This is a genomic window from Micromonospora yangpuensis (genome assembly GCF_900091615.1).
Classification (GTDB): Bacteria; Actinomycetota; Actinomycetes; order Mycobacteriales; family Micromonosporaceae; genus Micromonospora; species Micromonospora yangpuensis.
Genome location: NZ_FMIA01000002.1, coordinates 403,611 through 425,444 on the forward strand (window position 1 = coordinate 403,611; position 21,834 = coordinate 425,444).

General features: G+C 72.7%; 25 protein-coding genes, 1 tRNA gene and 1 pseudogene. 16 read left to right on the top strand and 11 right to left on the bottom strand.

Annotation, left to right across the window (positions count from 1 at the left end):
- Positions 1–21 precede the first annotated feature (21 nt).
- Positions 22–1,455 carry a rifampin monooxygenase gene (gene rox / locus GA0070617_RS02010; protein WP_091433173.1) on the bottom strand — a complete coding sequence of 478 codons (1,434 nt, stop codon included), beginning with the start codon at positions 1,453–1,455 and terminating at the stop codon, positions 22–24.
- Positions 1,456–1,695: 240 nt separating this feature from the next.
- On the opposite strand from rox, the gene GA0070617_RS02015 reads away from it, so the two are divergent.
- Together GA0070617_RS02015 and GA0070617_RS02020 are read left to right on the top strand one after the other, a co-directional pair.
- Positions 1,696–1,953, top strand: coding sequence for a type II toxin-antitoxin system Phd/YefM family antitoxin (locus GA0070617_RS02015; protein ID WP_091433176.1), 258 nt, complete (start codon positions 1,696–1,698; stop codon positions 1,951–1,953).
- Positions 1,938–2,336 carry a type II toxin-antitoxin system VapC family toxin gene (locus GA0070617_RS02020; RefSeq protein ID WP_091433180.1) on the top strand — a complete coding sequence of 133 codons (399 nt, stop codon included), beginning with the start codon at positions 1,938–1,940 and terminating at the stop codon, positions 2,334–2,336. The genes GA0070617_RS02015 and GA0070617_RS02020 overlap by 16 nt, the downstream gene beginning before the upstream one ends.
- A 28-nt stretch (positions 2,337–2,364) precedes the next feature.
- On the opposite strand, the gene GA0070617_RS02025 is transcribed toward GA0070617_RS02020, so the two are convergent.
- Positions 2,365–2,437: transfer RNA gene (locus GA0070617_RS02025), tRNA-Lys, on the bottom strand.
- Positions 2,438–2,557: 120 nt separating this feature from the next.
- Here GA0070617_RS02025 and GA0070617_RS29550 point away from each other — a divergent pair.
- Positions 2,558–2,695: pseudogene (locus tag GA0070617_RS29550) on the top strand (NAD-dependent epimerase/dehydratase family protein); the annotation flags it as partial.
- Between the two features lie 22 nt (positions 2,696–2,717).
- On the opposite strand, the gene GA0070617_RS02030 reads toward GA0070617_RS29550, so the two are convergent.
- From GA0070617_RS02030 to GA0070617_RS02045, 4 genes are all read right to left on the bottom strand, one after another.
- Positions 2,718–3,467: a ZIP family metal transporter gene (locus GA0070617_RS02030; RefSeq protein WP_091433183.1), complete on the bottom strand. Its 750-nt coding sequence runs from the start codon at positions 3,465–3,467 to the stop codon at positions 2,718–2,720.
- A gap of 23 nt (positions 3,468–3,490) precedes the next feature.
- Positions 3,491–4,687 carry a GNAT family N-acetyltransferase gene (locus GA0070617_RS02035; protein WP_091433186.1) on the bottom strand — a complete coding sequence of 399 codons (1,197 nt, stop codon included), beginning with the start codon at positions 4,685–4,687 and terminating at the stop codon, positions 3,491–3,493.
- A 54-nt stretch (positions 4,688–4,741) separates the two neighbouring features.
- Positions 4,742–5,461 (bottom strand): PP2C family protein-serine/threonine phosphatase, encoded by a 720-nt coding sequence (locus GA0070617_RS02040; RefSeq protein WP_091433188.1) that lies wholly within the window; start codon positions 5,459–5,461, stop codon positions 4,742–4,744.
- Positions 5,462–5,522: 61 nt separating this feature from the next.
- Positions 5,523–6,089, bottom strand: coding sequence for a helix-turn-helix domain-containing protein (locus GA0070617_RS02045; RefSeq protein ID WP_091433191.1), 567 nt, complete (start codon positions 6,087–6,089; stop codon positions 5,523–5,525).
- Between the two features lie 60 nt (positions 6,090–6,149).
- On the opposite strand from GA0070617_RS02045, the gene GA0070617_RS02050 reads away from it, so the two are divergent.
- Entirely contained in the window at positions 6,150–7,316 is a 1,167-nt protein-coding gene (locus GA0070617_RS02050; RefSeq protein ID WP_091445759.1) for a benzoate/H(+) symporter BenE family transporter, read from the top strand.
- A gap of 90 nt (positions 7,317–7,406) precedes the next feature.
- Here the strand turns inward: GA0070617_RS02050 and GA0070617_RS02055 are convergent, their stop codons facing one another.
- The 4 genes from GA0070617_RS02055 to GA0070617_RS02070 form a co-directional block, all read right to left on the bottom strand.
- On the bottom strand, positions 7,407–7,784 hold the full coding sequence (locus GA0070617_RS02055; protein WP_091433195.1) for a hypothetical protein: 378 nt from the start codon (positions 7,782–7,784) through the stop codon (positions 7,407–7,409).
- Between the two features lie 101 nt (positions 7,785–7,885).
- Positions 7,886–8,131 carry an RNA-binding protein gene (locus GA0070617_RS02060; RefSeq protein WP_091433198.1) on the bottom strand — a complete coding sequence of 82 codons (246 nt, stop codon included), beginning with the start codon at positions 8,129–8,131 and terminating at the stop codon, positions 7,886–7,888.
- A gap of 81 nt (positions 8,132–8,212) precedes the next feature.
- Entirely contained in the window at positions 8,213–8,686 is a 474-nt protein-coding gene (gene mscL / locus GA0070617_RS02065) for a large conductance mechanosensitive channel protein MscL (RefSeq protein ID WP_091433201.1), read from the bottom strand.
- Positions 8,687–8,727: 41 nt separating this feature from the next.
- Positions 8,728–9,411 carry a FadR/GntR family transcriptional regulator gene (locus GA0070617_RS02070; protein WP_091433205.1) on the bottom strand — a complete coding sequence of 228 codons (684 nt, stop codon included), beginning with the start codon at positions 9,409–9,411 and terminating at the stop codon, positions 8,728–8,730.
- 50 nt (positions 9,412–9,461) lie between these two features.
- Between GA0070617_RS02070 and GA0070617_RS02075 the strand changes: the two genes are divergently transcribed.
- Positions 9,462–10,805, top strand: a complete 1,344-nt coding sequence (locus GA0070617_RS02075) for an MFS transporter (protein ID WP_091433208.1) — start codon at positions 9,462–9,464, stop codon at positions 10,803–10,805.
- A 15-nt stretch (positions 10,806–10,820) separates the two neighbouring features.
- Here the strand turns inward: GA0070617_RS02075 and GA0070617_RS02080 are convergent, their stop codons facing one another.
- Positions 10,821–11,177 carry an STAS domain-containing protein gene (locus GA0070617_RS02080; protein ID WP_091433213.1) on the bottom strand — a complete coding sequence of 119 codons (357 nt, stop codon included), beginning with the start codon at positions 11,175–11,177 and terminating at the stop codon, positions 10,821–10,823.
- Positions 11,178–11,335: 158 nt separating this feature from the next.
- Here GA0070617_RS02080 and GA0070617_RS02085 point away from each other — a divergent pair, with 158 nt between their 5' ends.
- From GA0070617_RS02085 to GA0070617_RS02135, 11 genes are all read left to right on the top strand, one after another.
- Positions 11,336–12,202 carry an STAS domain-containing protein gene (locus GA0070617_RS02085; protein WP_091433217.1) on the top strand — a complete coding sequence of 289 codons (867 nt, stop codon included), beginning with the start codon at positions 11,336–11,338 and terminating at the stop codon, positions 12,200–12,202.
- Positions 12,202–12,612 (top strand): STAS domain-containing protein, encoded by a 411-nt coding sequence (locus tag GA0070617_RS02090; protein WP_091433220.1) that lies wholly within the window; start codon positions 12,202–12,204, stop codon positions 12,610–12,612. Before GA0070617_RS02085 ends, GA0070617_RS02090 begins: the two co-directional genes overlap by 1 nt.
- Positions 12,609–13,028, top strand: coding sequence for an ATP-binding protein (locus GA0070617_RS02095; protein ID WP_091433225.1), 420 nt, complete (start codon positions 12,609–12,611; stop codon positions 13,026–13,028). The genes GA0070617_RS02090 and GA0070617_RS02095 overlap by 4 nt, the downstream gene beginning before the upstream one ends.
- The gene (locus GA0070617_RS02100) at positions 13,016–14,038 is read left to right on the top strand and encodes a SpoIIE family protein phosphatase (protein WP_175440411.1); all 1,023 of its coding nucleotides are present in this window, start codon (positions 13,016–13,018) and stop codon (positions 14,036–14,038) included. The genes GA0070617_RS02095 and GA0070617_RS02100 overlap by 13 nt, the downstream gene beginning before the upstream one ends.
- Positions 14,039–14,046: 8 nt before the next feature.
- Positions 14,047–15,393 (top strand): sensor histidine kinase, encoded by a 1,347-nt coding sequence (locus GA0070617_RS02105; protein WP_091445762.1) that lies wholly within the window; start codon positions 14,047–14,049, stop codon positions 15,391–15,393.
- Between the two features lie 2 nt (positions 15,394–15,395).
- Entirely contained in the window at positions 15,396–16,934 is a 1,539-nt protein-coding gene (locus GA0070617_RS02110; RefSeq protein ID WP_091433228.1) for a SpoIIE family protein phosphatase, read from the top strand.
- A 173-nt stretch (positions 16,935–17,107) separates the two neighbouring features.
- Positions 17,108–17,674 (top strand): TIGR03086 family metal-binding protein, encoded by a 567-nt coding sequence (locus GA0070617_RS02115; RefSeq protein WP_091433231.1) that lies wholly within the window; start codon positions 17,108–17,110, stop codon positions 17,672–17,674.
- Between the two features lie 128 nt (positions 17,675–17,802).
- The gene (locus tag GA0070617_RS02120; protein ID WP_091433234.1) at positions 17,803–18,969 is read left to right on the top strand and encodes a hypothetical protein; all 1,167 of its coding nucleotides are present in this window, start codon (positions 17,803–17,805) and stop codon (positions 18,967–18,969) included.
- A gap of 55 nt (positions 18,970–19,024) precedes the next feature.
- Positions 19,025–19,561, top strand: a complete 537-nt coding sequence (locus GA0070617_RS02125) for a PadR family transcriptional regulator (protein ID WP_091445763.1) — start codon at positions 19,025–19,027, stop codon at positions 19,559–19,561.
- Positions 19,558–20,259: an ABC transporter ATP-binding protein gene (locus GA0070617_RS02130; RefSeq protein ID WP_091433236.1), complete on the top strand. Its 702-nt coding sequence runs from the start codon at positions 19,558–19,560 to the stop codon at positions 20,257–20,259. Before GA0070617_RS02125 ends, GA0070617_RS02130 begins: the two co-directional genes overlap by 4 nt.
- Positions 20,256–21,791 (top strand): FtsX-like permease family protein, encoded by a 1,536-nt coding sequence (locus GA0070617_RS02135; RefSeq protein WP_091433240.1) that lies wholly within the window; start codon positions 20,256–20,258, stop codon positions 21,789–21,791. The genes GA0070617_RS02130 and GA0070617_RS02135 overlap by 4 nt, the downstream gene beginning before the upstream one ends.
- The last annotated feature ends 43 nt before the right edge of the window (positions 21,792–21,834 follow it).

The window sequence follows — 21,834 nt, forward strand, 5'->3', positions numbered from 1 at the left end:
GACACCTGTCGACCCGGCCGCTCAGCCGGTGGCAGTCCCGAACCATCGGGGCAGCTGGTCGAGCAGCTCCTGCTGGTCGTCGCCGACCCAGGCCACGTGCCCGTCCGGCCGGAGCAGCAGGGCGGGCACGTCCAGCTCCTCGCTGGCGTCGACGACATGGTCGACCCGGTCCGCCCAGCCGGTCACCGAGAGCCGCCCCGTCTGGTCCAGCAGCAGCCCACGCCCCCGGTGCGTCAGCCCGTACAGGCGTCCCCGCCGCAGCCCCACGTCCCGCAACCGGCGGCCGAGCAGCCGGTGACCCGGGCCGAAGTCGTACCGGACGGAGATCGCGGTGATCTTCTCGATGAGGTGCCGGTTCACCTCCTCGAAGTCCATCAGCTCCGCCATCAGCCGTCGGACGGCCTGCGGACCCGACTCCAGCTTCATCAGCTCGGTCTGCGCCCGGGTGTTGTCCAGCACGTCCGACGCGACCGGCCGCCGCTCGGCCTGGTACGTGTCCAACAGATCCGCCGGTGCCCACCCGGCGACCTGCGCGGCCAACTTCCAGCCCAGGTTGAACGCGTCCTGCAGGCCGAGGTTGAGCCCCTGCCCGCCCAGCGGCGGGTGCACGTGCGCCGCGTCCCCGGCCAACAGCACCCGGTCGACCCGGTACCGCTCGGCGAGGCGGGTGGCGTCGCCGAACCGGGAGAGCCAGCGGGGCGAGTGCACCCCGAAGTCGGTGCCGGCGGTGGCCCGCAGCTGCTGCCGGAACTCGTCGAGGGTCGGTGCGACCGCGCGGTCCTCCGCCACCTGGGCCGCCGGCACGACCACCCGGTACAACCCCTCCCCGTCCCCGACCGGTCCGACCCCGAACCGCAGCTGGGTCTTGCGTACCTCGGTCATCACCGCGAGCACCTCGTCCGGTGCGGCGGTCAACTCCATCACGCCCAGCAGCGTCTCGGCCCTGCTGGGCTCACCGGGAAAATCGATGCCCAGCAGCTTGCGCACCGTACTGCGCCCGCCGTCGCAACCGACGAGGTAGCGCGCGCGCAACCGGGTACCGTCGGCCAGCTCGGCGGTCACCGCCTCCTCGTCCTGGCTCAACCCGACAAGTTCGACGCCGCGCCGCAGCTCGGCGCCGACCTCGGTGGCGTGCGCGGCCAGCAGCCGTTCGGTGACCGGCTGCGGGATGCCGAGGATGTAGTCGTGCGCGGTGTCCATCCCGGTGGGCCACGCCTTGACGATCCCGGCGAAGTACCCCCCGAGCTGGAACTTCTTGCCCGCCGTCAGGAAACGCTCCAGCAGGCCGCGCTGGTCCAGCACCTCGATGCTGCGCACGTGCATGCCGAGCGAGCGGACCACCCGGGTCGGCTCCGCGTCCCGCTCCAGCACGACCACGCGTACGCCGTGCAGCCGCAACTCGGCGGCCAGCATGAGACCGGTCGGCCCGCCGCCCACGATGATCACATCGATCATGGAAATCCCCGTTCTGTCGCTTGCCCAGCCGTCGTCCACGTCGACGACGACGCGGGAGGTCGCGGAGCCCGGATGACACCGGTTCCGGCTTCGGCTGGAGATTTTGCAGCAGAACCGGGGTCTTGCCGCAAGACCCCCGGTGCGGTATACGTTAAGAGTGGCAGGGAGCGGTCGACTCCCTGCCTTTTCTTGTCCGGGCAAATGGAGCAGCTCGGTCTGATTATCAGATACGCTGGTCGCATGCGAACCATCTCGGCCACCGAAGCCTCACGAAGGTTCTCCGATCTCCTTGACGCCATCGAGCGCGGCGAGAGCGTCACCGTCACGCGTGGAAACCGACCGATCGCCGAGATTCATCCGGCCCACCGTCGCACCGGCCGGGACCTACGAGCCGCGCTCGCCGACCTACCCGCACCCGATGACCACTTCGAAGCCGATCTCACCGACGCCCTCCGCTACGTGACGACCGAACGGACGGATCCGTGGGCCGACGTCTGATCCTCGACACCAACGTCCTCATCGCCTACGAGCGCGGCACGCTCGATCGCGCCCTCCTCGACGAGGACGAGCTGGCGATCGCCGCCGTGACCGTCGCCGAGTATCGGGTCGGCATCGAGCTGGCAGATACCGTCAGTCGTGCGGCAGATCGGGCCCGAGCGCTGGCCGCGATTGTCTCCGCGGTCGATGTCCTCGACTACACCGACGCGACGGCCGCCCACCACGCCCGACTCATCGCACAGGCGCGACGTGCCGGAACACCGCGTGGTGCGCACGACCTGATCATTGCCGCCCACGCAGCCGAGACCGGGCGAATCATCCTCAGCCGAGACGCGAAAGCTCGCTTCGGTGACCTGCCCAACGTCCTGGCGACGCACCCCTGACCGGTCACATCGAGATCACGGCACGCGGTGGGCCGCCTGGGACTCGAACCCAGAACCTAAGGATTAAAAGTCCTCAGCTCTGCCAATTGAGCTAACGGCCCGCTGGGCCACAGGTTACCCGAATCCCGCCCGCGCCCGGCGTCCGCCCGAGGCCCCCCGCGGCGGCAGGCCAACCGGACGGCGACGGGTTGGCGGCCGGATCCGTGGGTACCGGAGCCGGCATGCGGATCGTGGTGGTGGGGGCGAGCGGGAACGCCGGTACCGCGCTGTTGCGGCGGCTGCGGCGGGAGTCCGACCTGGAGCTGGTGGGGGTGGCCCGGCGGTTGCCGGGGCCGGACGCCGGTCAGACCGACCCCTACTGACTGCGGGTGTCGTCCCTGGTCAGGTGTGGGAGAGGGCGAAGGCGGTCAGGAAGCCGGCCACGGTGATCAGCCCGACCAGCAGGTGGGCGTCCTCGAAGGCCTCCGGGACCATGGTGTCGGTGATCATCGCCAGGATGGCGCCGGCGGCCAGCGCGGTGATGGCGGCCGTCACCTGCACCGGAGCGTCACCGAGCAGGGTGTAGCCGGCCACCGCCGCCACCCCGCTGACCAGCGCGATCGCCGTCCAGAGCAGGAAGACGTACCGTCGGGACCGGCCCGCCCGGCGCATGCCGGCGGCGCTGGAGAGCCCCTCCGGCACGTTGCTCAGGAAGACCGCGACCACGGTGACCAGGCTGACCGGGCCGCCGGCCAGCAGGCTCGCCCCGATCACCACCGACTCGGGTACGCCGTCGAGCAGCGCACCCACCGCGATCGCCGAACCGGAGCCGGGACGTTCCTGTTCGGAGGGCTGCGCTCCGCTGGATCGTTTGCGGTGCTGGGCACCCCGTCGGGCGAGGAGCAGGTTCGCCCCGGTGTACGCCAACGCGCCGCCGGCCGCCCCGATCGTGGTGGCCAGCAGCCCACCCTGTCGGTGCGCCTCCTCGATCAGGTCGAAGGAGACGGCGGAGAGCAGCACCCCCGCCCCGAAGGCCATGACCGACGCGAGCACCCGGCGGGGGACCGGCACGAACCAGCCCACCGCCGCCCCGATCAGCAGAGCGGAACCGGCCAGCAGCCCCCAGCCACCCGCTTGCAACCACTGCGGCACGCCGACGAACCTACTCCCGCCGGTCAGAAGTCGGCGAAGAGGTACGGCACCTGACGCGGGAAGATCCGGCGCAGCTCGGCCGCCGCGTCGGCGGGCACCGAGCCCAGCTCACGCAGGTGCACCTCCACCGGGTCGAGCACCCCGTACGCCAGCGCGGAGAGCCCGGCGGCGGTGAGCGTGGCGGTCGGGGTCGAGGAACCGGCAGCCACGGCAGAGGTCACCTCCAGCTGACCGCTGCCCCCGTCGAGCAGATGCGTGCCGGCCAGCCAGCGGTCCCCGGTCAGCTCGACGCGGACCCGCCCCGTCCCGGCGGGTCGGCCGGTCAGCGCGTCCAGGGAGAGCAGCCGGGCCATCGGGGCGGCCGCCTCCGGGCTGTTCACCCTGGCCTCCACCTGCACGTCGAAGTCGGTGAGCCAGAGTTCGGGCAGCTCGTCGGGGGGAATCTGGACGGTGATCCGGGTTACCTGGTCGATGTGCCGGGCGAAGAACCCCAACAGCAACGCCCGCCCGTACGGGTCCTCGGCCAGTAGTTCGTCGGCGACGAGGTGCCCGCCGTGGCCGTCGATCCGGTAGGTCACCGCGCCGACCGTCCGGCCGTCGAGGCGCGCGGTGACCAGCCAGCGGTTGTCGTCGTCGCGGACGGCGACCGCCCGTTGCGCGTCGAAGACCGCGAAGCCGTGCCGCCGGCGCAGGCACTCCTCGGTGAACGCCCGGTAGGCCGGATAACCGGCGCCGATCCGCTCCCAGGCCAGCTCGCCGGGAAGGTCCGCGCGCAACAACGGACCGAGGTCGGCCGGGGAGAACGAGACGGTACGCGCCTTGGGCAGCCCGACGAAGCCGAACCGGGCGTAGAACGACGGCCGGAACGGGTAGAGCGCGCTGAGCGGGTGTCCCTCGTCGCGCATCTCGTCGAGCAGTTGGTGCAGCAGGGCCCGGATGTGGCCCTGCCGTCGGGCCAGCGGATGGGTGGCCACCGAGGCGACCCCGGCCATCGGCAGGACGGTGCCCCGCAGGTTCTGCCGCATCGGGATCGCGCTGACGCAGGCCACGGTGCTGCCGTCCGCCTCGGCCACCAGGGTCCGGGTCTCCGCCCAGTACGGCAGGCGGTCCCGCCAGCCCTCGATCTGCGCCGCCGGCAGCGGCGAGCGGTCGAAGGCGTACGCCTGGAGCGGATAGCTGGTGGTCAGACGTTCCTCGGCGGTCACCCGGCGGATCTCCATCACCCCATCCCAGCCAGCGCCGACCTGGTACGCAACCGAATTGGGCGGCCGGGGTCAGTCGGTCGTGATGTCGGTGACCACCACCGTCACGTTGTCCGGCGCGCCGGCCTGGTGGGCCAGCTTCACCAGCTGCTCGCCACAGTGCTGGCGCTCGGCGTAGGAGTTCAGGGTGCCGGCGATCGCCCCGTCGGCGACGTAGTCGGAGAGCCCGTCGCTGCAGAGCAGCAGCCGGTCACCGGCGTAGACGGTGAGGGTGCCGATCGCCGGTGGGGCGTCCGCGCCCTGCACCGCCCGGGTCACCAGCGAGCGCTGGGGATGTTGCCGGGCCTGGGCGGGGGTGAGCGCACCCTGGTCCACCAGGGCCTGGACGAAGGTGTCGTCCCGCGTCAACTGGGTCAGCTCACCGTCGCGCAGCAGGTAGCAGCGGGAGTCCCCGACCTGGGCCAGCACCAGGGTCTCCCCGGCCAGCAGGGCCGCCGTCAGGGTGGTACCCATGCCGTCGCGCGCCGGGTCGGCGGTGATGGCCGCCCGGATCCGCTGGTTGGCGGTGCTCACCACGGCCAGCAGCGCGTCGGTGGCCTCGGTGACTCCGGTCGGCGGGGTCAGCTCGTCCAGGATCCGGATGACGATCTCACTGGCCAGCTCCCCGGCGGGCAGTCCGCCCATGCCGTCGGCCACCGCCACCAGGCGGTCTCCGGCGAGGGCGGAGTCCTCGTTGTTGGTCCGGACCAGGCCGACGTCGTTGATGATGGCCGAGCGGAGGATCAGCGTCATGGGACAAGCTTGCCAAGAACAACCCGTCGGCGTCTCGACACACTGACGCCGCGTTGTGAAATTACCTTTTCGGGCGGGGATAGCGCAGTAGGAGACTCGCGGTCACCTCCTCGTCGCCGAGGGCGGCGTAGCCGTGCGGCACGTCCGAGGTCCAGCGCAGGTGACCACCGGCCACGGCGGTCAGCGGCGCGTCCACCGGCCCGGCCCGCAGCACGCCACTGAAGACGGTGACGTGCTCGGTCACCCCGTACTGGTGGGCCGGGGAGACCTGGCCCGACCCGGGAGCGACCCGCAGCCGGTACAGCTCGTACGTCGCGTCGGTGTCGGTGAACACCTCCAGTACGGTCGCGGTGACCGCCGCGCCGCGTACCACCGGTTCGGTCGCCGTCGCGGAGAGTACCGCGCTGAGCGGCACGCCGAGTTGCGCGGTGATCGCGTAGAGCGTCTCCAGAGTGGGGTTGCGCAGGCCGTTCTCCAGCCCGGACAGGGTGGCCTTGCCCACGTTCGCCTGCCGGGCCAGCCGGGACAGCGACAGGCCCCGCTCCTCGCGCAGGGTGCGGACCCGGCGACCCACCTCACCGGCCTCGGCGTCGAGGGGGCGACGGGGCTCTGGTGGTGGCTGGTCCATCCCGCTATGGTGCTACACGGCCAGCGTTCCGTAAACGGAACAGTCGGGGAGGAGGTGGCCGTGGCCGGACGTACCCAGCCGTTGTTGGCCGGGGTGGTGACCGCGCTTGTCGGCTTCGCCAGCTCGTTCACCGTTGTGCTGGCCGGATTGCGGGCGGTCGGTGCCACCGACGCCCAGGCCGCCTCGGGGCTGCTCGTGCTCTGCCTCACCGCCGGCCTGGCCGCCGCCTGGCTGGGGCTGCGCCACCGGATACCGATGAGCGTGGCGTGGTCCACCCCGGGTGCCGCGCTGCTGGTGGCGACCGGACCGCTGCCCGGCGGCTGGCCGACGGCCGTCGGGGCGTTCCTCGTCTCCGGCGTGCTGATCGTGGCCGCCGGACTCTTCCCGCCGCTGGGCCGGGCCGTCGCGGCCATCCCCCGACCGGTCGCCGGCGCGATGCTCGCCGGGGTGCTGCTGCCGCTCTGCACCGCCCCGGTCCGGGCCCTGGTCGAGGTGCCGCTGCTCGCCGCGCCGGTGGTGGTGACCTGGGTGCTGCTGCACCGGTACGCCCGCCGCTGGGCGGTCCCCGCCGCGCTGGCAGTCGCGGTGGTGGCGATCACCCTGACCGCCTCCGGACTCGGCGGGGTGGGTGCGGCGGGGCTGCTCCCGGTCGTCGAGTTGACCGCGCCGGCCTGGAGCCTCTCCGCCACGATCGGCCTCGCCGTGCCGCTGTTCCTGGTCACCATGGCCGCGCAGAACGTACCCGGGATGGCGGTACTGGTCGGCTACGGCTACCGCCCGCCGTTCGGCGCCGCGTTGCGGGCCACCGGCCTGGCCAGCCTGGCCGCCGCGCCCGCCGGCGGACACGCGGTGAACCTCGCCGCGATCAGCGCCGCCCTCGCCGCCGGCCCGGACGCCCACCCCGACCCGGACCGCCGGTGGATCGCCTCGGTCACCGCCGGTGTCGGTCTCGCCCTGCTCGGGCTGGGTGCCGGACTCGCCACCGCGCTCGTCGCGCTGGCACCCCCGGTGCTGATCGAGGCGGTCGCCGGCCTGGCCCTGCTCGGGGCGTTGGCCACCGCGATCGCGGCGGCGGTGACCGAGCCGGACGCCCGGGAGGCAGCCGTGGTCGCCTTCGTCGTCACCGCCTCCGGGGTGACCCTGCTGGGGGTGGGCGGCGCGTTCTGGGGACTGCTCGCCGGCTGGCTCATGCTCCTCCTCTTCCGCGAAGGAAGGGCCCCCTCTTAACGCCTACGGTAGAGAAGGGTTCCCCTCTCACATCGCATCGAGGACGTACACCTCACGCCGGGGGCGCGCACCAGGGGGCAGGGTGCCGGGTTACTGCTCCGGCGGGAGGTCGGCGGCGGGGACGGCCAGCCGTACCCCGTCGGCGGTGACGGTGGCGATGCGGTCGGCAAGCACGTACACCGCGCCGGTGGGGACCAGGTCGGTGGAGACCTTGAGGTAACCGCTGTGCAGCAGCCGGGCGGCCAGGTCGGCCGGCACGTCGGGCTCCTCGACGGTGGTCGACTCGATCAGCTCGTCGAGGCTGCTGCCGGGGTCGGCGTTCGGGGTGCCCTGCACGGTCACCGCGTTCGGGTCGCCCCGCTGGACCAGATCGACGGTGCCGATCTCGGTGCCTGTCGAGTCGATCACCCGCATGCCGGTGGTGACCCGGGAGATGGTCGCCTGCTGCTCGGTGTCCTGCTGGCTCATCCTGGCGCGGTTCCCGGACCGGCCCGACGCTAAACGCGCGACGGCGTGCCGCCCACCGCGACCACGTGAGGGCGAGGACCGCGTGAGGGCTGCGGGGTGGCTCAGTGGGACGGGGTCCAGCCGCCCGGCGGGCGGGGGGAGAGCTCCCGCCAGTCTGCCCCGTCGAGCAGGGCGCGGACGGTCTCCTCCGCCGCGTCGGCGCTGTCGTACTCGTAGAACCGGGAGACTCCCTCGGCGCCGCCGGCGCGCTGTTCGACGTGCCAGCGGTCGGCGTCCACCCGGAGGAAGACGTCCCGCCGGGCGAGTCGCCCCCACTTGCCGTTCCACCAGTGTTTCCGCTGCTCCATGGGGTGGACTCTATCGAACACACGTACGAAAAAGGTTGGCCCCTGCGGGATTCCCACAGGGGCCGATGTGCGGGTGCCGGCTCAGCGCGGGGCGGGCGGCTCCTGGCGGCGACCCAGTACGTCGTCGAGCGCGCCGCGCTGCTGCCCCGGGCCGGCCTGGCCGGCGGCGACCAGCGCGTCCCGGATCTCGGTGAGCAGTTGGATCTCCTCGCTGGGCGTCTTCGGCGGCGGCTCCTCACCCCGCTGCCGCCGCTCGGCCAGCTTGTTCATCGGGAACACCACCAGGAAGTACAGTGCCGCCGCGGTGAGCACGAAGGTGATCAGCGCGTTGACGAAGCTGATCCAGTCGAACTCGACGTTGCGTACCGTCCAGACCGCGCCGTCCAGGCCCTCCTCGCTGCCGGTGATCAGCACGGTGATCAGCGCGATCAGCGGCTTGAGGAACGAGGTGGTCAACTGGGTGACCACCGCCGTGAACGCGGCCCCGATGACCACGCCGACCGCCAGGTCGATGACGTTGCCGCGCATGATGAACTCTTTGAAGCCCTTGAGCATCCCTACTCCTGTGGCTGGCCCGTGTTTCGATCGGGGACAACCTAAGCCCCCGGGGCGGGCTCCAGGAAAGCGCCGGCCTCCCGGGCGGCCCGTGCCGGGTCACCGGCCCGGATCGCCTCGACGAGTCGACCATGGTCGACGTACCGCTCGGGGAGCAGTTCGTCGCCCATGGTCCGGGCTATGGTGCTGCGTAGCGCGGTGCCGACCGAGGCGTACAGCTCGGCGAGCATGCCGTTGTGTGCGGCGGCGACCACCGCGGTGTGCAGCGCCGCGTCGGCCTCCACGAAGTCGGCGACCCGGCCGCCGCGCCACGCGGCCTCCCGGGCGGCCAGCGCGTCGTCGAGCGCCGCCAGGTCTGCCGGGGTACGCCGAAGCGCGGCGAGCCGGGCCGCCTCCACCTCGAAGGCGCGCCGGACCTCCACCACCTCGGTCGTCCGGTCGTCGGTGATCCGGCGGGCCACCACCGGGGCCAGTTCGTCGGTGGAGACCACGTACGTCCCGGAGCCCTGCCGGCACTGCAGCACCCCGGCGTGCACCAGTGCGCGGACCGCCTCGCGGACGGTGTTGCGTCCCACTCCGAGCGTGGCGACCAGCTGTGGCTCGGTCGGGATCCGGTCGCCCACCGGCCAGTCGCCGCGCAGGATCCGCTCCCGCAGCGAGGCGATGGTCTGCTGCACCCGCCGGCCGCGCGGCGGCACGGTGGCGGAATCAACCGATGGTGGCACTGGTTACATCACCCGCCCAGAATTCATCCCATGATTGTAGGTTGAAGGTCATGACCCCGCCACCGACCGCCCTCGCCTCAGCCCGCACCCGCATCCCCGAGGCGCCGCCGGATACCCGGCCGGCACCGGCCGAAGCGCCGCTGCCGGACTCCGGTCCCCAGCCGACCGCCCCGCCGCCGGTGGCACCCCCACCCGCTGCCGGCCGACCGGCCGCTGGTCCGGTGGTGATCCTGGTCGGGATCCTGCTGGTCGCCCTGAACCTGCGCGCCGCGATCACCAGCCTCGGCGCGCTGCTCGACGAGGTACGCACCGGCCTGGCGCTCTCCGGAGCGGTGGCCGGCTTCGTCACCACCCTGCCCGCCCTGGCGTTCGCCCTGTTCGGGTCGCTGACCCCGCGCCTGGTCCGCCGGTACTCGGCCGCCCGGGTGCTGGTCGCGGCGATGCTCGCCCTCGCCGCCGGGCAACTGCTGCGGGTGGCCACCGACTCGACGGTGGTCTTCCTGGTCACTAGCGCGCTGGCGCTGGGCGGGATCGCGGTGGCCAACATCCTGCTGCCGATGCTGGTCCGGCAGTACTTCCCGCACCGGGTCGGGCTGGTCACCGGGGCGTACTCGATGACCATGACGGTGGGTGCGACGGTGGCCGCCGCGGCGGCGGTACCGGTCGGGCACGCGCTCGGGTCGTGGCGGGCCGGGCTGGCCGTCTGGGCGCTGCTGGCGGCGGTCGCCGTACTCCCGTGGGTGCCGGCGGCGCTGCGGGCGCACGCCGCCGCCCGGCGGCCGAGCGCGACGCCGGTCGCGTCGGTCCCGCTCCGGATCCGGCCTGGTCGGACCCGGCTCGGCTGGGCCATGGGGCTCTACTTCGGCACCCAGGCGCTCGGCGCGTACGCGTTGATGGGCTGGCTGGCCCAGCTCTTCCGGGACGCCGGTTACACCGCCGGGGACGCCGGCCTGCTGCTGGCGGCGGTGACCGCGGTCGGGGTGCCGATCGCCCTGCTGATGCCGACCCTGGCCGGTCGGATGCGCACGCTGCACCCGCTGATCCTGGTGCTCTCCGCGGCGATGCTCCTGGCCTACCTGGGCCTGGCCGTGGCGCCGTACCGGGGGGCGTTGGTCTGGGCGGTGCTGCTCGCGGTCGGGCAGAGCGCCTTCCCGATGCTGCTGGCGACCATCGGGCTGCGGGCCCGGACCACCGAGGGGACCGTGGCGCTCTCCGCGTTCGCCCAGAGCGTCGGGTACCTGATCGCGGCGCTGGGGCCGCTGCTGGTCGGCGTCCTGTACGACGTCACCGGCGGGTGGGTCGCACCGATCGGTTTCCTGCTGGTCGCCCTGGTGGTGCAGACGGCGGCGGGCATGGTGATCGCCCGTCCCCGGTTCATCGAGGACGAGCGCTGAGTGGTGCGGGTCGGGTCAGGAGGAGGTCGGCGTGGGCTCGCCGGCCACCGCCTCGTCCACCGTCGGATAGGTCTGCAGCACCTCGACCAGCCCGCTGACCTCCAGGATGCGGAGCACCCCACGCTGCGGGGCGGCGAGCCGGACCACGCCGCCGGCCTCGTCGCAGCTGTTCTTGGCCCGGACGAAGACGGACAACCCGGTCGAGTCGCAGAACGACACCTCGGCCAGGTCGAAGACCAGGCGGTTGCGGCCCTTGTCGAGCAGGTCGGTGATCTGGTCCTGCAGCTGCGGTGCCGTCGCCATGTCCAGCTCACCCGCGACCGATACGACGACCACGTCGCCACGCTGTTCCGTGTGCACCGTCAAGGACATTCGTACCTCCTGTTATCCGGGGGAACGGTATCCCACCGAACCGGGGTACGCCGACCGGGAGCCGAACCCGGTGGCAGCGGTCATTCCTTTGCCACGGGGCAACTAGTTGACCGGGGTGCGGTGATAGAGTCCGGCCGGTTCGGGTCGAGGAGGTAAGCATGGCGTTGACCGCCGAGGAGAACGGCCGACTCACCGGTCTGTTGAACGAGCACGCCGAGCGGATCACGCAGCGGTGGACCGAGCTCGTGGCGGTGACGTTGCGCGGTCGGCTGAGCCAGGCCGAGCTGCGCCGCCAGCTCGGTGACCTGCACCGCAGCCTGGTCGCCGTGGGCGAGCAGGGGATCATCGACGTGGAGGCCGAGCAGGCCGCCGAGCTGCGCGCCGAGCTGTCCGAGCTGTCCCGGGGACGGGCCCGGCAGGGCTTCTCGGCCCGCGAGACCGCGGTGAGCATCTTCGCCCTCAAGGACGTCCTGCTGGAGCTGATGGACGCCGAGGCCGGTGCGGGCACGCTGCGCGACTACGTCGCCTTCGCCGCCCTGATCGACCAGCTGGGCCTCTTCACCGTGGAGAGCTACGTCCGGACCCGGGAGAGCCTGATCGCCGACCAGGCCGAGCAGCTGCTCGAACTCTCCACCCCGGTGGTCAAGCTCTGGGAGGGCGTCGTCGCCGTGCCGCTGGTCGGCACGCTGGACTCGGCGCGGGCGCAGGTCGTCATGGAACGGCTGCTGCAGACCCTGGTCGACACCGGCTCGCCGTACGCGATCATCGACATCACCGGTGTGCCGGCGGTGGACACCCAGGTCGCCCAGCACGTGCTGAAGACCGTGGTGGCCGCCCGGCTGATGGGCGCCGAGTGCATCATCTCCGGCATCCGGCCGCAGATCGCCCAGACCATCGTCGCCCTCGGCATCGAGTTCGGTGACATCGCCACCAAGGCGAGCCTCGCCGACGCGCTGCGGCACGTCCTGCGGATCACCGGCGTGGAGAACGCGCGCCGACAGGCGCAGGCGCGCCGGGAGGCCTGATGGAACGGGTACCCATCCTGAAGATCGGCGACATCCTGCTGGTCTCCATCCAGCTCGACATGTCCGACCAGACCGCCGTGCAACTGCAGGAGGACCTGGCCGAGCGGATCGTCGCCACCGGTTGCCACGGCGTGATCATCGACATCACCGCGCTCGACATCGTGGACTCCTTCGTCGGGCGGATGCTCTCCACCATCGCCTCCATCTCCAAGGTGCTCGACGCCGAGACGGTGGTGGTCGGGATGCGCCCCGCCGTGGCCATCACCCTGGTCGAGCTGGGGCTCTCGCTCAACGGCATCCGGACCGCGCTCAACGTCGAGCGGGGCATGGAGCTGGTCGCCGCGGCCCGCGCCGACGAGTTCGGTTACGACTTCGACGAGCCGGACGCCGAGACGACGGCGACAGCATGATCACCGGCGTCGACCTGGGGCAGCCGCAGACCCAGGCGGTCCGCGCCGACGAGGACGTGGTCCGGGTCCGCCAGTTGGTGCGTACCGTCGCGGTGCAGGTCAAGCTCTCCCTGGTCGACCAGACCAAGCTGGTCACGGCCGCGAGTGAGCTGGCCCGCAACACCCTGGTGTACGGCGGCGGCGGCACCGTCGAGGTGATGACCGCGGACAACGGCCGGCGGCGCGGCGTACGGATCGTCTTCGCCGACTCCGGTCCGGGCATCGCCGACCTGGACCTGGCGCTCACCGACGGCTACACCACCGGCGGCGGGCTCGGGCTGGGGCTCAGTGGCGCCCGCCGGCTGGTCGACGAGTTCGAGATCGACACCGGCGTGGGCCGGGGCACCCGGATCACCATCACCAAGTGGTCCCGTTGACCTCCGACGTGGTTCCGGACCAGGGAATCTGGTTCCGGGTGGAGAGCAGCAGCGCGGCCAGCGCGGTCCGGCGGGCCGCCGAGCGCCTCGGCAGCCAGCTCGAACTCGGTGCCGAGCGCACCGCCGACCTGGCCATCGTCGCCGCCGAGCTGACCAGCAACCTGGTCAAGCACGCCGACGAGGGCGCGTTGCTGCTGCGGCCGGTACGCGGCACCCGGGAGGCCGGGGTGGAGCTGATCGCCCTCGACTCCGGGCCCGGCATGGCCGACCTGGCCCACTCCGCCCAGGACGGGCACTCCACCGCCGGCACCCTCGGCATCGGCCTCGGCGCGATCCTGCGGCAGGCGAGCTGGTCCGACGGGTACTCGCGCCCCGGCCGGGGCACCGCCTTCGTCGTGCAGGTCTGGCCGGTGGCGGCCCCGGAGCCGAGCTGGGCGGCCGGACTGACCCGACCGTTGACCGGCGAGTCGGTGAGCGGCGACGGGTACGCCGTCCGGGTCGTCGAGGGCCGGTACCAGGTGCTGGTCAGCGACGGGCTCGGACACGGACCGCTGGCCTCGGCCGCCAGCGACGCCGCGCTGACCGCGTTCCGGGCCGCGCCGGCCGCACCGCCCGGCGCGGTGGTGCAGCACCTGCACCGGTCGATGTCGCACACCCGGGGCGCCGCGCTGGCCGTCGCCGAACTCGATCCGGCCGCCGGACTGCTCCGGTACGCCGGGCTGGGCAACATCTCCGCCATGATCACTGTCGAGGGCGAGCGCCGCCGAGGGCTGGTCTCGTTGCCCGGGATCGCCGGCCACCAGCGGCCCACGGTGCGCGAGTACGACTACCCGTTCGCCGCCGGGGCCCTGCTGACCATGCACAGCGACGGGGTGGTCGACCGCTGGTCGATGGACGACTATCCCGGGCTGGCCGACCGGTCGCCGCTGGTGGTGGCCACCACGTTGCTGCGCGACGCCGGCATCCGGCGCGACGACGCCTGCGTGCTGGTCGCCCGGGCCTGGTCGTGACCGGCCGGATGGACGAGCCGCTGCTGCAGCTGGCCCTGCGGGTGGAACACGACATCTTCGTGGTCCGCCAGCGGGGCCGGGAGGTGGCCGCAGCGGCCGGCCTGGAGCACCAGGACCAGGTCCGGGTCGCCACCGCGCTCAGCGAGGTGGCCCGGGACCTGCTGACCATCACCGGTGGGGCGAACGTCACCTTCGCCGTGACCGGCCGGGTCGACGGGCGCTTCGGCCTGCGAATCGACCTCGCGCCGCTGCGCCCGTTGCCCGACGACGACTACCAGCCGCAGTCCGGCGCGGTGGCACGTCTGGTCGACACGTTGGGCGTGGTACGCGTCGAGGGGGATACGGTCGTGAGGATGTCCCGACGCGCCCCCTCCCATGTGCCTGAGCCGACCCCGCAGCGGCTCGCGGAGCTGCGCGCCGAGCTGGAACGGGTCGCCCCCGGCAGTGCCGTGGACGAGCTGGCCAGCCAGAACCAGCAGTTGATCGCCGCCCTCGACGAGGTACGCAGCCAGCGCGACGAGCTGGCCGTGCTCAACGCGGAGCTGCAGGAGACCAACCACGGGGTGATGGCGCTCTACAACCAGCTCACCGAGGAGTTGGAGGCGACCAACCAGGGGGTGGTGGCCCTCTACGCCGAGCTGGACGAGAAGTCCGCCCAGCTGCGGGCGGCCAGTGAGTCCAAGAGTCGCTTCCTGGCCAACGTCTCGCACGAACTGCGGGCCCCGGTCACCGCGATCATCGGGTTGGGGCGGCTGCTCACCGACGGCGGCTCCGACCCGCTCACCACCGAGCAGAGCCGCCAGGTGGAGCTGATCCGCTCCTCCGCGACCGACCTGCTCAGCCTGGTCAACGAGCTGCTCGACCTGGCCAAGGCGGAGTCCGGGCGGATCGAGCCGGCCTGGGCCGAGGTGGACCTGCGTCTCCTCTTCGGGCAGTTGCGCGGCACCCTGCGGGCGCTGGCCTCCCGGGACGAGGTGGAGCTGGTCGTCGAGGATCCGCCGCACCCGGCAGTCATCCGAACGGACGAGGTGCTGCTGGCCCAGGTGCTGCGTAACCTCCTGCACAACGCGCTGAAGTTCACCGAGCGGGGCGAGGTGCGCATGCGGGCTGAGCAGCGGGCCGACCGGTGGCAGCTGACGGTGACCGACACCGGCGTCGGCATCGCCCCGGAGCTGCACGAACGCGTCTTCGAGGAGTTCTACCAGGTGCCGGGGAGCACCCGGGTCGGCGGCACCGGCCTCGGGCTGCCGTACGCCCGGCGGTTGGTGACCCTGCTCGGCGGCACGATGCAGCTGACCAGTACGCCGGGGCAGGGCAGCAGCTTCACCGTGGCCCTGCCGGTCGGTGGGGGCTGACGGTGGACGGCAGCCCCGCGACAGTGCTCGTCGTCGACGACAGCCAGACCAAGCGGTACCTGCTGGTGAGCTGGCTGACCCGGGCCGGCTTCCGGGTGGTCGAGGCGGAGAACGGCGCCGAGGCGCTGGCCCGGGTCGACGCGGACCCGATCGACCTGGTGGTGCTCGACGTACGCCTGCCCGACCTGAGTGGCTTCGAGGTCTGTGAGCGGATCAAGGACGCCCATCCGGCGATCCCGGTGATCCACGTCTCGGCACACGCGGTCGACGTGGTGGACCGGGCGCAGGGGCTGACCCGGGGCGCGGACGCGTACCTGGCCGAGCCGATCGAGCCGGAGGAACTCGTCGCGACCGCGCACGCGGTACTGCGCTACTACCAGGCGCGGCAGCGCGCCGAGCTGCTCGCCGAACGGCTCACCGGGCTGGCCGACACCACCGTGGCGGTGCACGCGGCACCGAACTTCGCCCGCCTGCTGGAGGCGGCGGCGACCGGCGCGGCGCAGATCTTCAAGTGCCCGGCGGCGGTGGTGGCCGAGACCTTCGACGGCGACTGCATCGCCGGGGTGTCGGCCGGCCCGGACGCCGGGGCGGAGGTGGTGCCCTGGATCGTCGACGACACCGGGGTGCCCACCGGCTCCACCGTCCGAATCGACGAGCCGGAACACTGGGGCCTGGTCGACTGGCCGGCCGGGGACACCGTCACGGTCGCCGCGGCCAGGCTCCGGGAGGACCGGGCCCCGCTCTACGTGGTGGTGCCGACCCACACCCAGACCGCGCGGACCCCGGTGCTGGTGCAGCTCGCCCAGGCCGTGGCGGCGGCGGTCGAGGGGCAACGCTCCTTCGACGAGGAGCACCGGATCGCGGTCACCCTGCAGCGCAGCCTGCTGCCCCGGCGGATCCCGGAGATCGCCGGGCTGGACCTCGCCGTCCGGTACGAGCCGGCCAGCGCCCAGACCGAGGTCGGCGGGGACTTCTACGAGCTGGTGATGCTCGACGGTCACCTGCTGATGGCGATCGGTGACGTCGCCGGCCACTCGCTGCACGCCGCGACGGTGATGGCCGAGCTGCGGCACGCCGTCCGGGCGTACGCCGTGGAGGGGCACCAGCCGGGGCAGATCCTGCACCGGGTGAACGAGTTGATGCGTACCCTGCTCCCGGCCGAGCTGGCGACGATCTGCGTGCTGCTGCTGCACCCGCCCACCGGGCGGGTCCGGCTGGCCAGCGCCGGGCACCTGCCGGCGCTGCTCAGCCTGGACGGCAAGGTCGACTACATCGAGCACCCGGCCCCGCTGCTCGGGGTCCGCGCCCGACGCCCCGACGACCTGGAGTTCGTCCTGCCGGCCGGGGCGACCCTGGTGCTCTACACCGACGGGCTGATCGAGCGGCGGGACGTCACCATCGACGACGGGCTGGCCGCGCTGGCCGCCGTCGCCGCCCGGGTCGACGACGACCTGGACGCCTTCTGCGAGCGTCTGGTGGTCGAGCTGGCCCCGTCGGAGATCAACGACGACGTAGCCGTGGTAGCCCTCCGCCGCCGCTGAGGGTGTAAGGAAGGGCCCCCTGTTAACGCTTTCTGATGTAAAGGGGCCCCTTCCTAACGCCGTGCCTGCGGCGTGCGCGGCGTGCGCGGCGTGCGCGCCGTGCCTGTGGCGTGCGCGGCGTGCCGTCGGTCCGGGGCGGCGGGGACGGCCCGGTGGGACCTACGCTGGGCGTCATGACGACGGAGATCGGTCGGTTGTTGGGCGCTGCCGGGCCGGGGACGGTCGCGGTGGTCCGGGGTACCGCTGACGGGCAGTTCGACCTACCCACCCCCTGTGCCGAGTTCCGGGTCCGTGACCTGGTCAACCACCTCTTCGAGGTGGTGGTCAACTTCCAGGCGCTGGCGGTCCGGCAGCCGGTCGACTGGGCGGAAAAGCCGGACTTCCTGACCGGGGACTGGCGGGAGCGGTTCGAGGTCGAGACCGACCGGGTGGTGCGGGCCTGGTCGGATCCGGCCGCGCTGGAGGGCACCTCGCCGATGATGGGCATGCCCCAGCAGGTGGTCGGCGGCATGATCCTGATGGATCTGATCGTGCACGGTTGGGATCTGGCGGCGGCGACCGGCCAGCCCTACGATCCGGCCCCCGAGACGTTGCCCCCGTCGGTCGCGCTGATCGCGCAGCTGGCGCCGCAGGGCCGGCAGTACGGCGTCTTCGGCGCGGAGGTGGCGACCGGCCCGGATGCCCCGGAGCTGGACCGGCTGCTCGGTCTCGCCGGCCGAAACCCGGCCTGGGGCCGCTGACCGCATCGCCCGGGAAACCGGGGGTGACTGCCGATCGAGAGATTTGCAGCATTTAGGAAATTCTGTGAACCGGGTCTGTTGGCCTTCCGTAGTTGTTCCGTCACGGTCGCCGGTTGTCAGGAGCCTGCATGCCCACCTATTACCAAGAGCCCGAGGAGATGGGAGAGCCGTCGACTCCCCGCCGGGCGGACACCCAGGTGTTTCCGGCGTCCTCGACGGAGAGCTCGGACGACGAGTACATGACGGCGAGCATGCCGAACATACCGATCGGGTCGTACCCCAGCGGGCTGGTCGGGCCCGTCGGGCCCGCCGCCGGGCAGCCTCTCGGCGGGCCGGCGGTGAACGCGGCGGTGGCTGGCGTGGCGTCGATGTCCTATGCCCCGCCAGCGCAGAGCCCGCTCGAGGCCCGGGAGCCGGTCCCCGGTGTGCTGACGCGGCGCAACGGCTTCTACGCCAGGACCTCGCAGGACCAGTCCGCGCTGTACGAGGTCCCCAACCCGGGAGCGCTGACCCGGGTGGCCACCGAGCTCAGCGCCCTCACCTCGGACGGTGGGCCGGTCCGGCGGGGCAGCGTCGAGCTCGACCTGTCGCCGAGTCGACGGCTCACCCCCCAGGAGCGGGAGATCAGCGCGCAGAACGCCGGTTTCTACAACTACGACCAGCTCAAGAGCGTGCTGGAGAAGGCGTGGGAGTACGTTCCGCCGAAGGTGGAGACCGGGGGGAACTTCATCAGCGTCATCGGGGCGCTCGTCGAGAACAAGCCGACGGAGATCGCCGGCGCGGCGCTGACCACGGCCACCGCCTTCGCGGGATTGATCAACGCGACGCGCGAAAGGGACTACGAGCGGGCCGCCCTGCACCTGGGCAACCTGGGGGTCGGGGGATCAACGCCTACAACGTGCACGCCCAGCTCAAGCCGTTGGCTGCGGTGTCGGGATTCGCCGCCATCGGGCTCAACAGCTGGGAGGGGCACATCGACGGGCGGCAGCAGGCCCGTCAGGAAGCCCTGCGGCGTGACCTGGAGCGTCGAGGTTCCGGCACCGTCGAACCCTCCGGGTCCCAGTCACAACCCGACGCCTCGTCGAGCGCGTTCCAGCACCGTCTGCACCGGACGGACACCAGGGCGACGCGGCGGGGCGGTCGCTCCTAGCCCCGCTCCGGCCGGGCCGGCTGCCGCCGTTCGCAGCGACGGCGGCAGCCGGCCCAGGTCGAGCGCCCAGCCGGTGATGGTGGCCGGCCGTCGCCGCGGGGCGGCCGCCGGCAACGCGTTCGAGTGCATCAGGCCCGCCCGGTGAATCGCCGGGCGGGCCCCCTTGACAGTGGCTATTCGCTGAGTGAATAGTTGTGGTCGTGTCCACTCCACACGTGCTGCTCGGTCTGCTCGCCGCCGGCACCCGCCACGGCTACGAGCTGAAACGGGCGCACGACCAGCGGCTGCCCCGGGCCCGTCCGCTGGCCTTCGGGCAGGTCTACGCGACCCTCGGCCGGCTCCAGCGGGACGGCCTGGTGGTGGCCGCCGGGCAGGACCGCGACGGCGGGCCGGACCGGACGGCGTACGCGCTCACCGCCGACGGCCGCGCCGCGCTGGACCAGTGGCTGACCACCGTCGAGCCGCCGATGCCGTACGTCGCCAGCACCCTCTTCGCCAAGGTGGTGGTCGCCCTGGTCGCCGCCGACGTGGAACGGGCCCGGGCCTACCTGATCGACCAGCGGCAGGCGCACACCCAGCGGCTCCGCGAGCTGACCACGGTGAAGACGGCCGCCACGGCCAGTCTCGACGACGTCGTCGCGGCCGACTTCGCCATCGCCCACCTCGACGCCGACCTGCGCTGGTTGCAGACCACGCTGGACCGGGTCGTCGACTGGCACCGGGAGGTGCACTCGTGACGCAGCTACAGGCCCGCGCGGTGGTCAAGGCGTACGGCGCGACACCCGCTCTGCGCGGGATCACCCTCGACGTCGCCGAGGGGGAGATCGTCGCTGTCACGGGCCCGAGCGGCTGCGGCAAGTCGACCCTGCTGCACTGCCTCGCCGGGATCCTGCGACCGGACGCCGGCGAGGTGCACTACCGGGGCCGACGGATCGACAACACCTCCGAGGCGGCCCGGTCCCGGCTGCGGCGTACCGAGTTCGGGGTGTTGTTCCAGTTCGGCCAGCTCGTCGCGGAGTTGACCGCGGCGGAGAACGTCGCCCTTCCGCTGCTGCTCGCCGGCACGCGGCGGCGAGCGGCGCGGACGGTGGCGCTGAGCTGGCTGGACCGGCTCGGCGTGGCCGAGGTCGCCGACGTCCGTCCAGGGGAGATGTCCGGCGGTCAGCAGCAGCGCTGCGCCACCGCGCGGGCGCTGGTCACCGAGCCCCGGGTGCTCTTCGCCGACGAACCGACCGGCGCGTTGGACACGCTCAGCGGCGAGCAGGTGCTCACCCAGGTGGTGCGGCTGGCCCGGGAGCAACGCACCACGGTCGTCCTGGTCACCCACGAGCCGAGGATCGCCGGGTACGCCGACCGCGAGATCGTCCTGCGCGACGGCACGGTCGACCACACCGGACTCGGCTTGGACGCCGCGCTGCCCGGTGGCCGCCGGTGAAACCCGCCACCCTGGTACGCCTCGCCCTGGCCGGCACCCGCACCGACTCGGCCCGGGTGATCCTGACCGCGCTCAGTGCCGCCCTGGCCGTTCTCACCGGGTTGGCCGCCGCGACCGTCCTGGCCATCCCCACCCCGCCGTTCAGCGACCCGGAGAACTTCCTGAGCAACCACTCCGAGCAGTACGCCAGCGGCCTGCTCCGGGAGCCGGGGCTCCGGCCGGGGGTGGCCTTCGCCCTGCTCCTGCTCACCGTTCCGGTGCTGGCGTTGGCCGGGCAGTGCGCCCGGCTCGGTGCCCCGGCCCGGGACCGTCGGCTGGCCGCGCTACGGCTGGCCGGTGCCACCCCCGGTCAGGTGACCCTGGTCGCCGCGCTGGAAACCGGGGTGGCCAGCCTGCTCGGCGCGCTGGTCGCGCTCGGGGCGTACCTGGCCGGGCGGGAGGTGTTCGACCGGCCCGACCAGCGGGGGCAGCTGGCCCTGCCCACCGACGTGCTGCCGCATCCCGGGGTGCTGGCCGCCGTGGTGCTGGGGCTGCCCCTGGTCGCCACGGTGGCCACCGTGCTGCTGCTGCGCGCCGTGGTGACCGGGCCGCTGGGCGTGACCCGACGGGCCACCCGGTCGGGGGCACCCCGACCCTGGGCGGGGCTCCTGATCGGCGTCGGCCTGCTCGCCTTCGCCTCGATCCGACCCGTGCTGGAGGTCTACGCCCGCACCGGCGTCGAGGCGCCGACCTGGCTGGTGCCGACGTTGCTGATGACCGGTGGGCTGCTGGCGATGACCGGGGTGGTGACCGGGGCCGGCTGGTTCTCGTACACCGCGGGCCGGCTGCTGCGCCGGTACAGCCGGGGGCCGGCCGCGTTGCTGGCCGCCGGCCGGTTGACCGCCGACCCGTGGGCCGGTAGCCGTACCCTCGCCGCACTGCTGGCCGCGCTGGTCTTCGGTGGCGGTGCCGCCGGGCTGCGGGCCTACTTCGTCGCCGACGACGCCAGGCTCCGGGAGGAGAACCGCCTGGTCGGCGTCGACGCAGGCGCCGACCCGTTCTACCTCGCCAGCATGGACCTGGTCGACCTGGCGGTCCAGGTGGCCGTGGCGATCGCCGCCGCCGGCATGCTCGTCGCCCTGGTCGAGGGCGTCGTCGGACGCCGCCGGGCGTACGCCTCGCTGGCGGCGACCGGGGTGCCCCGGGCCACCCTGAGCCGGTCGATCCTGTGGCAGGTGCTGGCCCCCGCAGTGCCGGCGGTGCTACTCGCCCTCACCGTCGGGTTCTTCCTGGCCCGGGGACTGTTCGGCGACGTGACCCGGGACAACCGCGTCTACGTCTGCGACGCCGGCACCCAGCTCTGCTCGGATCCGGCGACCCGGGAGCGCTACACCCGTACCGTCGGCGAGCTGGTCCGGTCGGCTCCGGACGTACCGGTGGAGCAGTTGGGTTGGCTCGCCGCCGGCACCCTGGTCGCGGTGCTGGCCGTTACCGGCCTCGGCCTGCTCCTGCTCCGCACCAGCACCGCCCCCGAAGAACTCCGCACCCCCTGAGGTGTAAGGAAGGGCCCCCTGTTAACGCTTCCGGTAGAGAAGG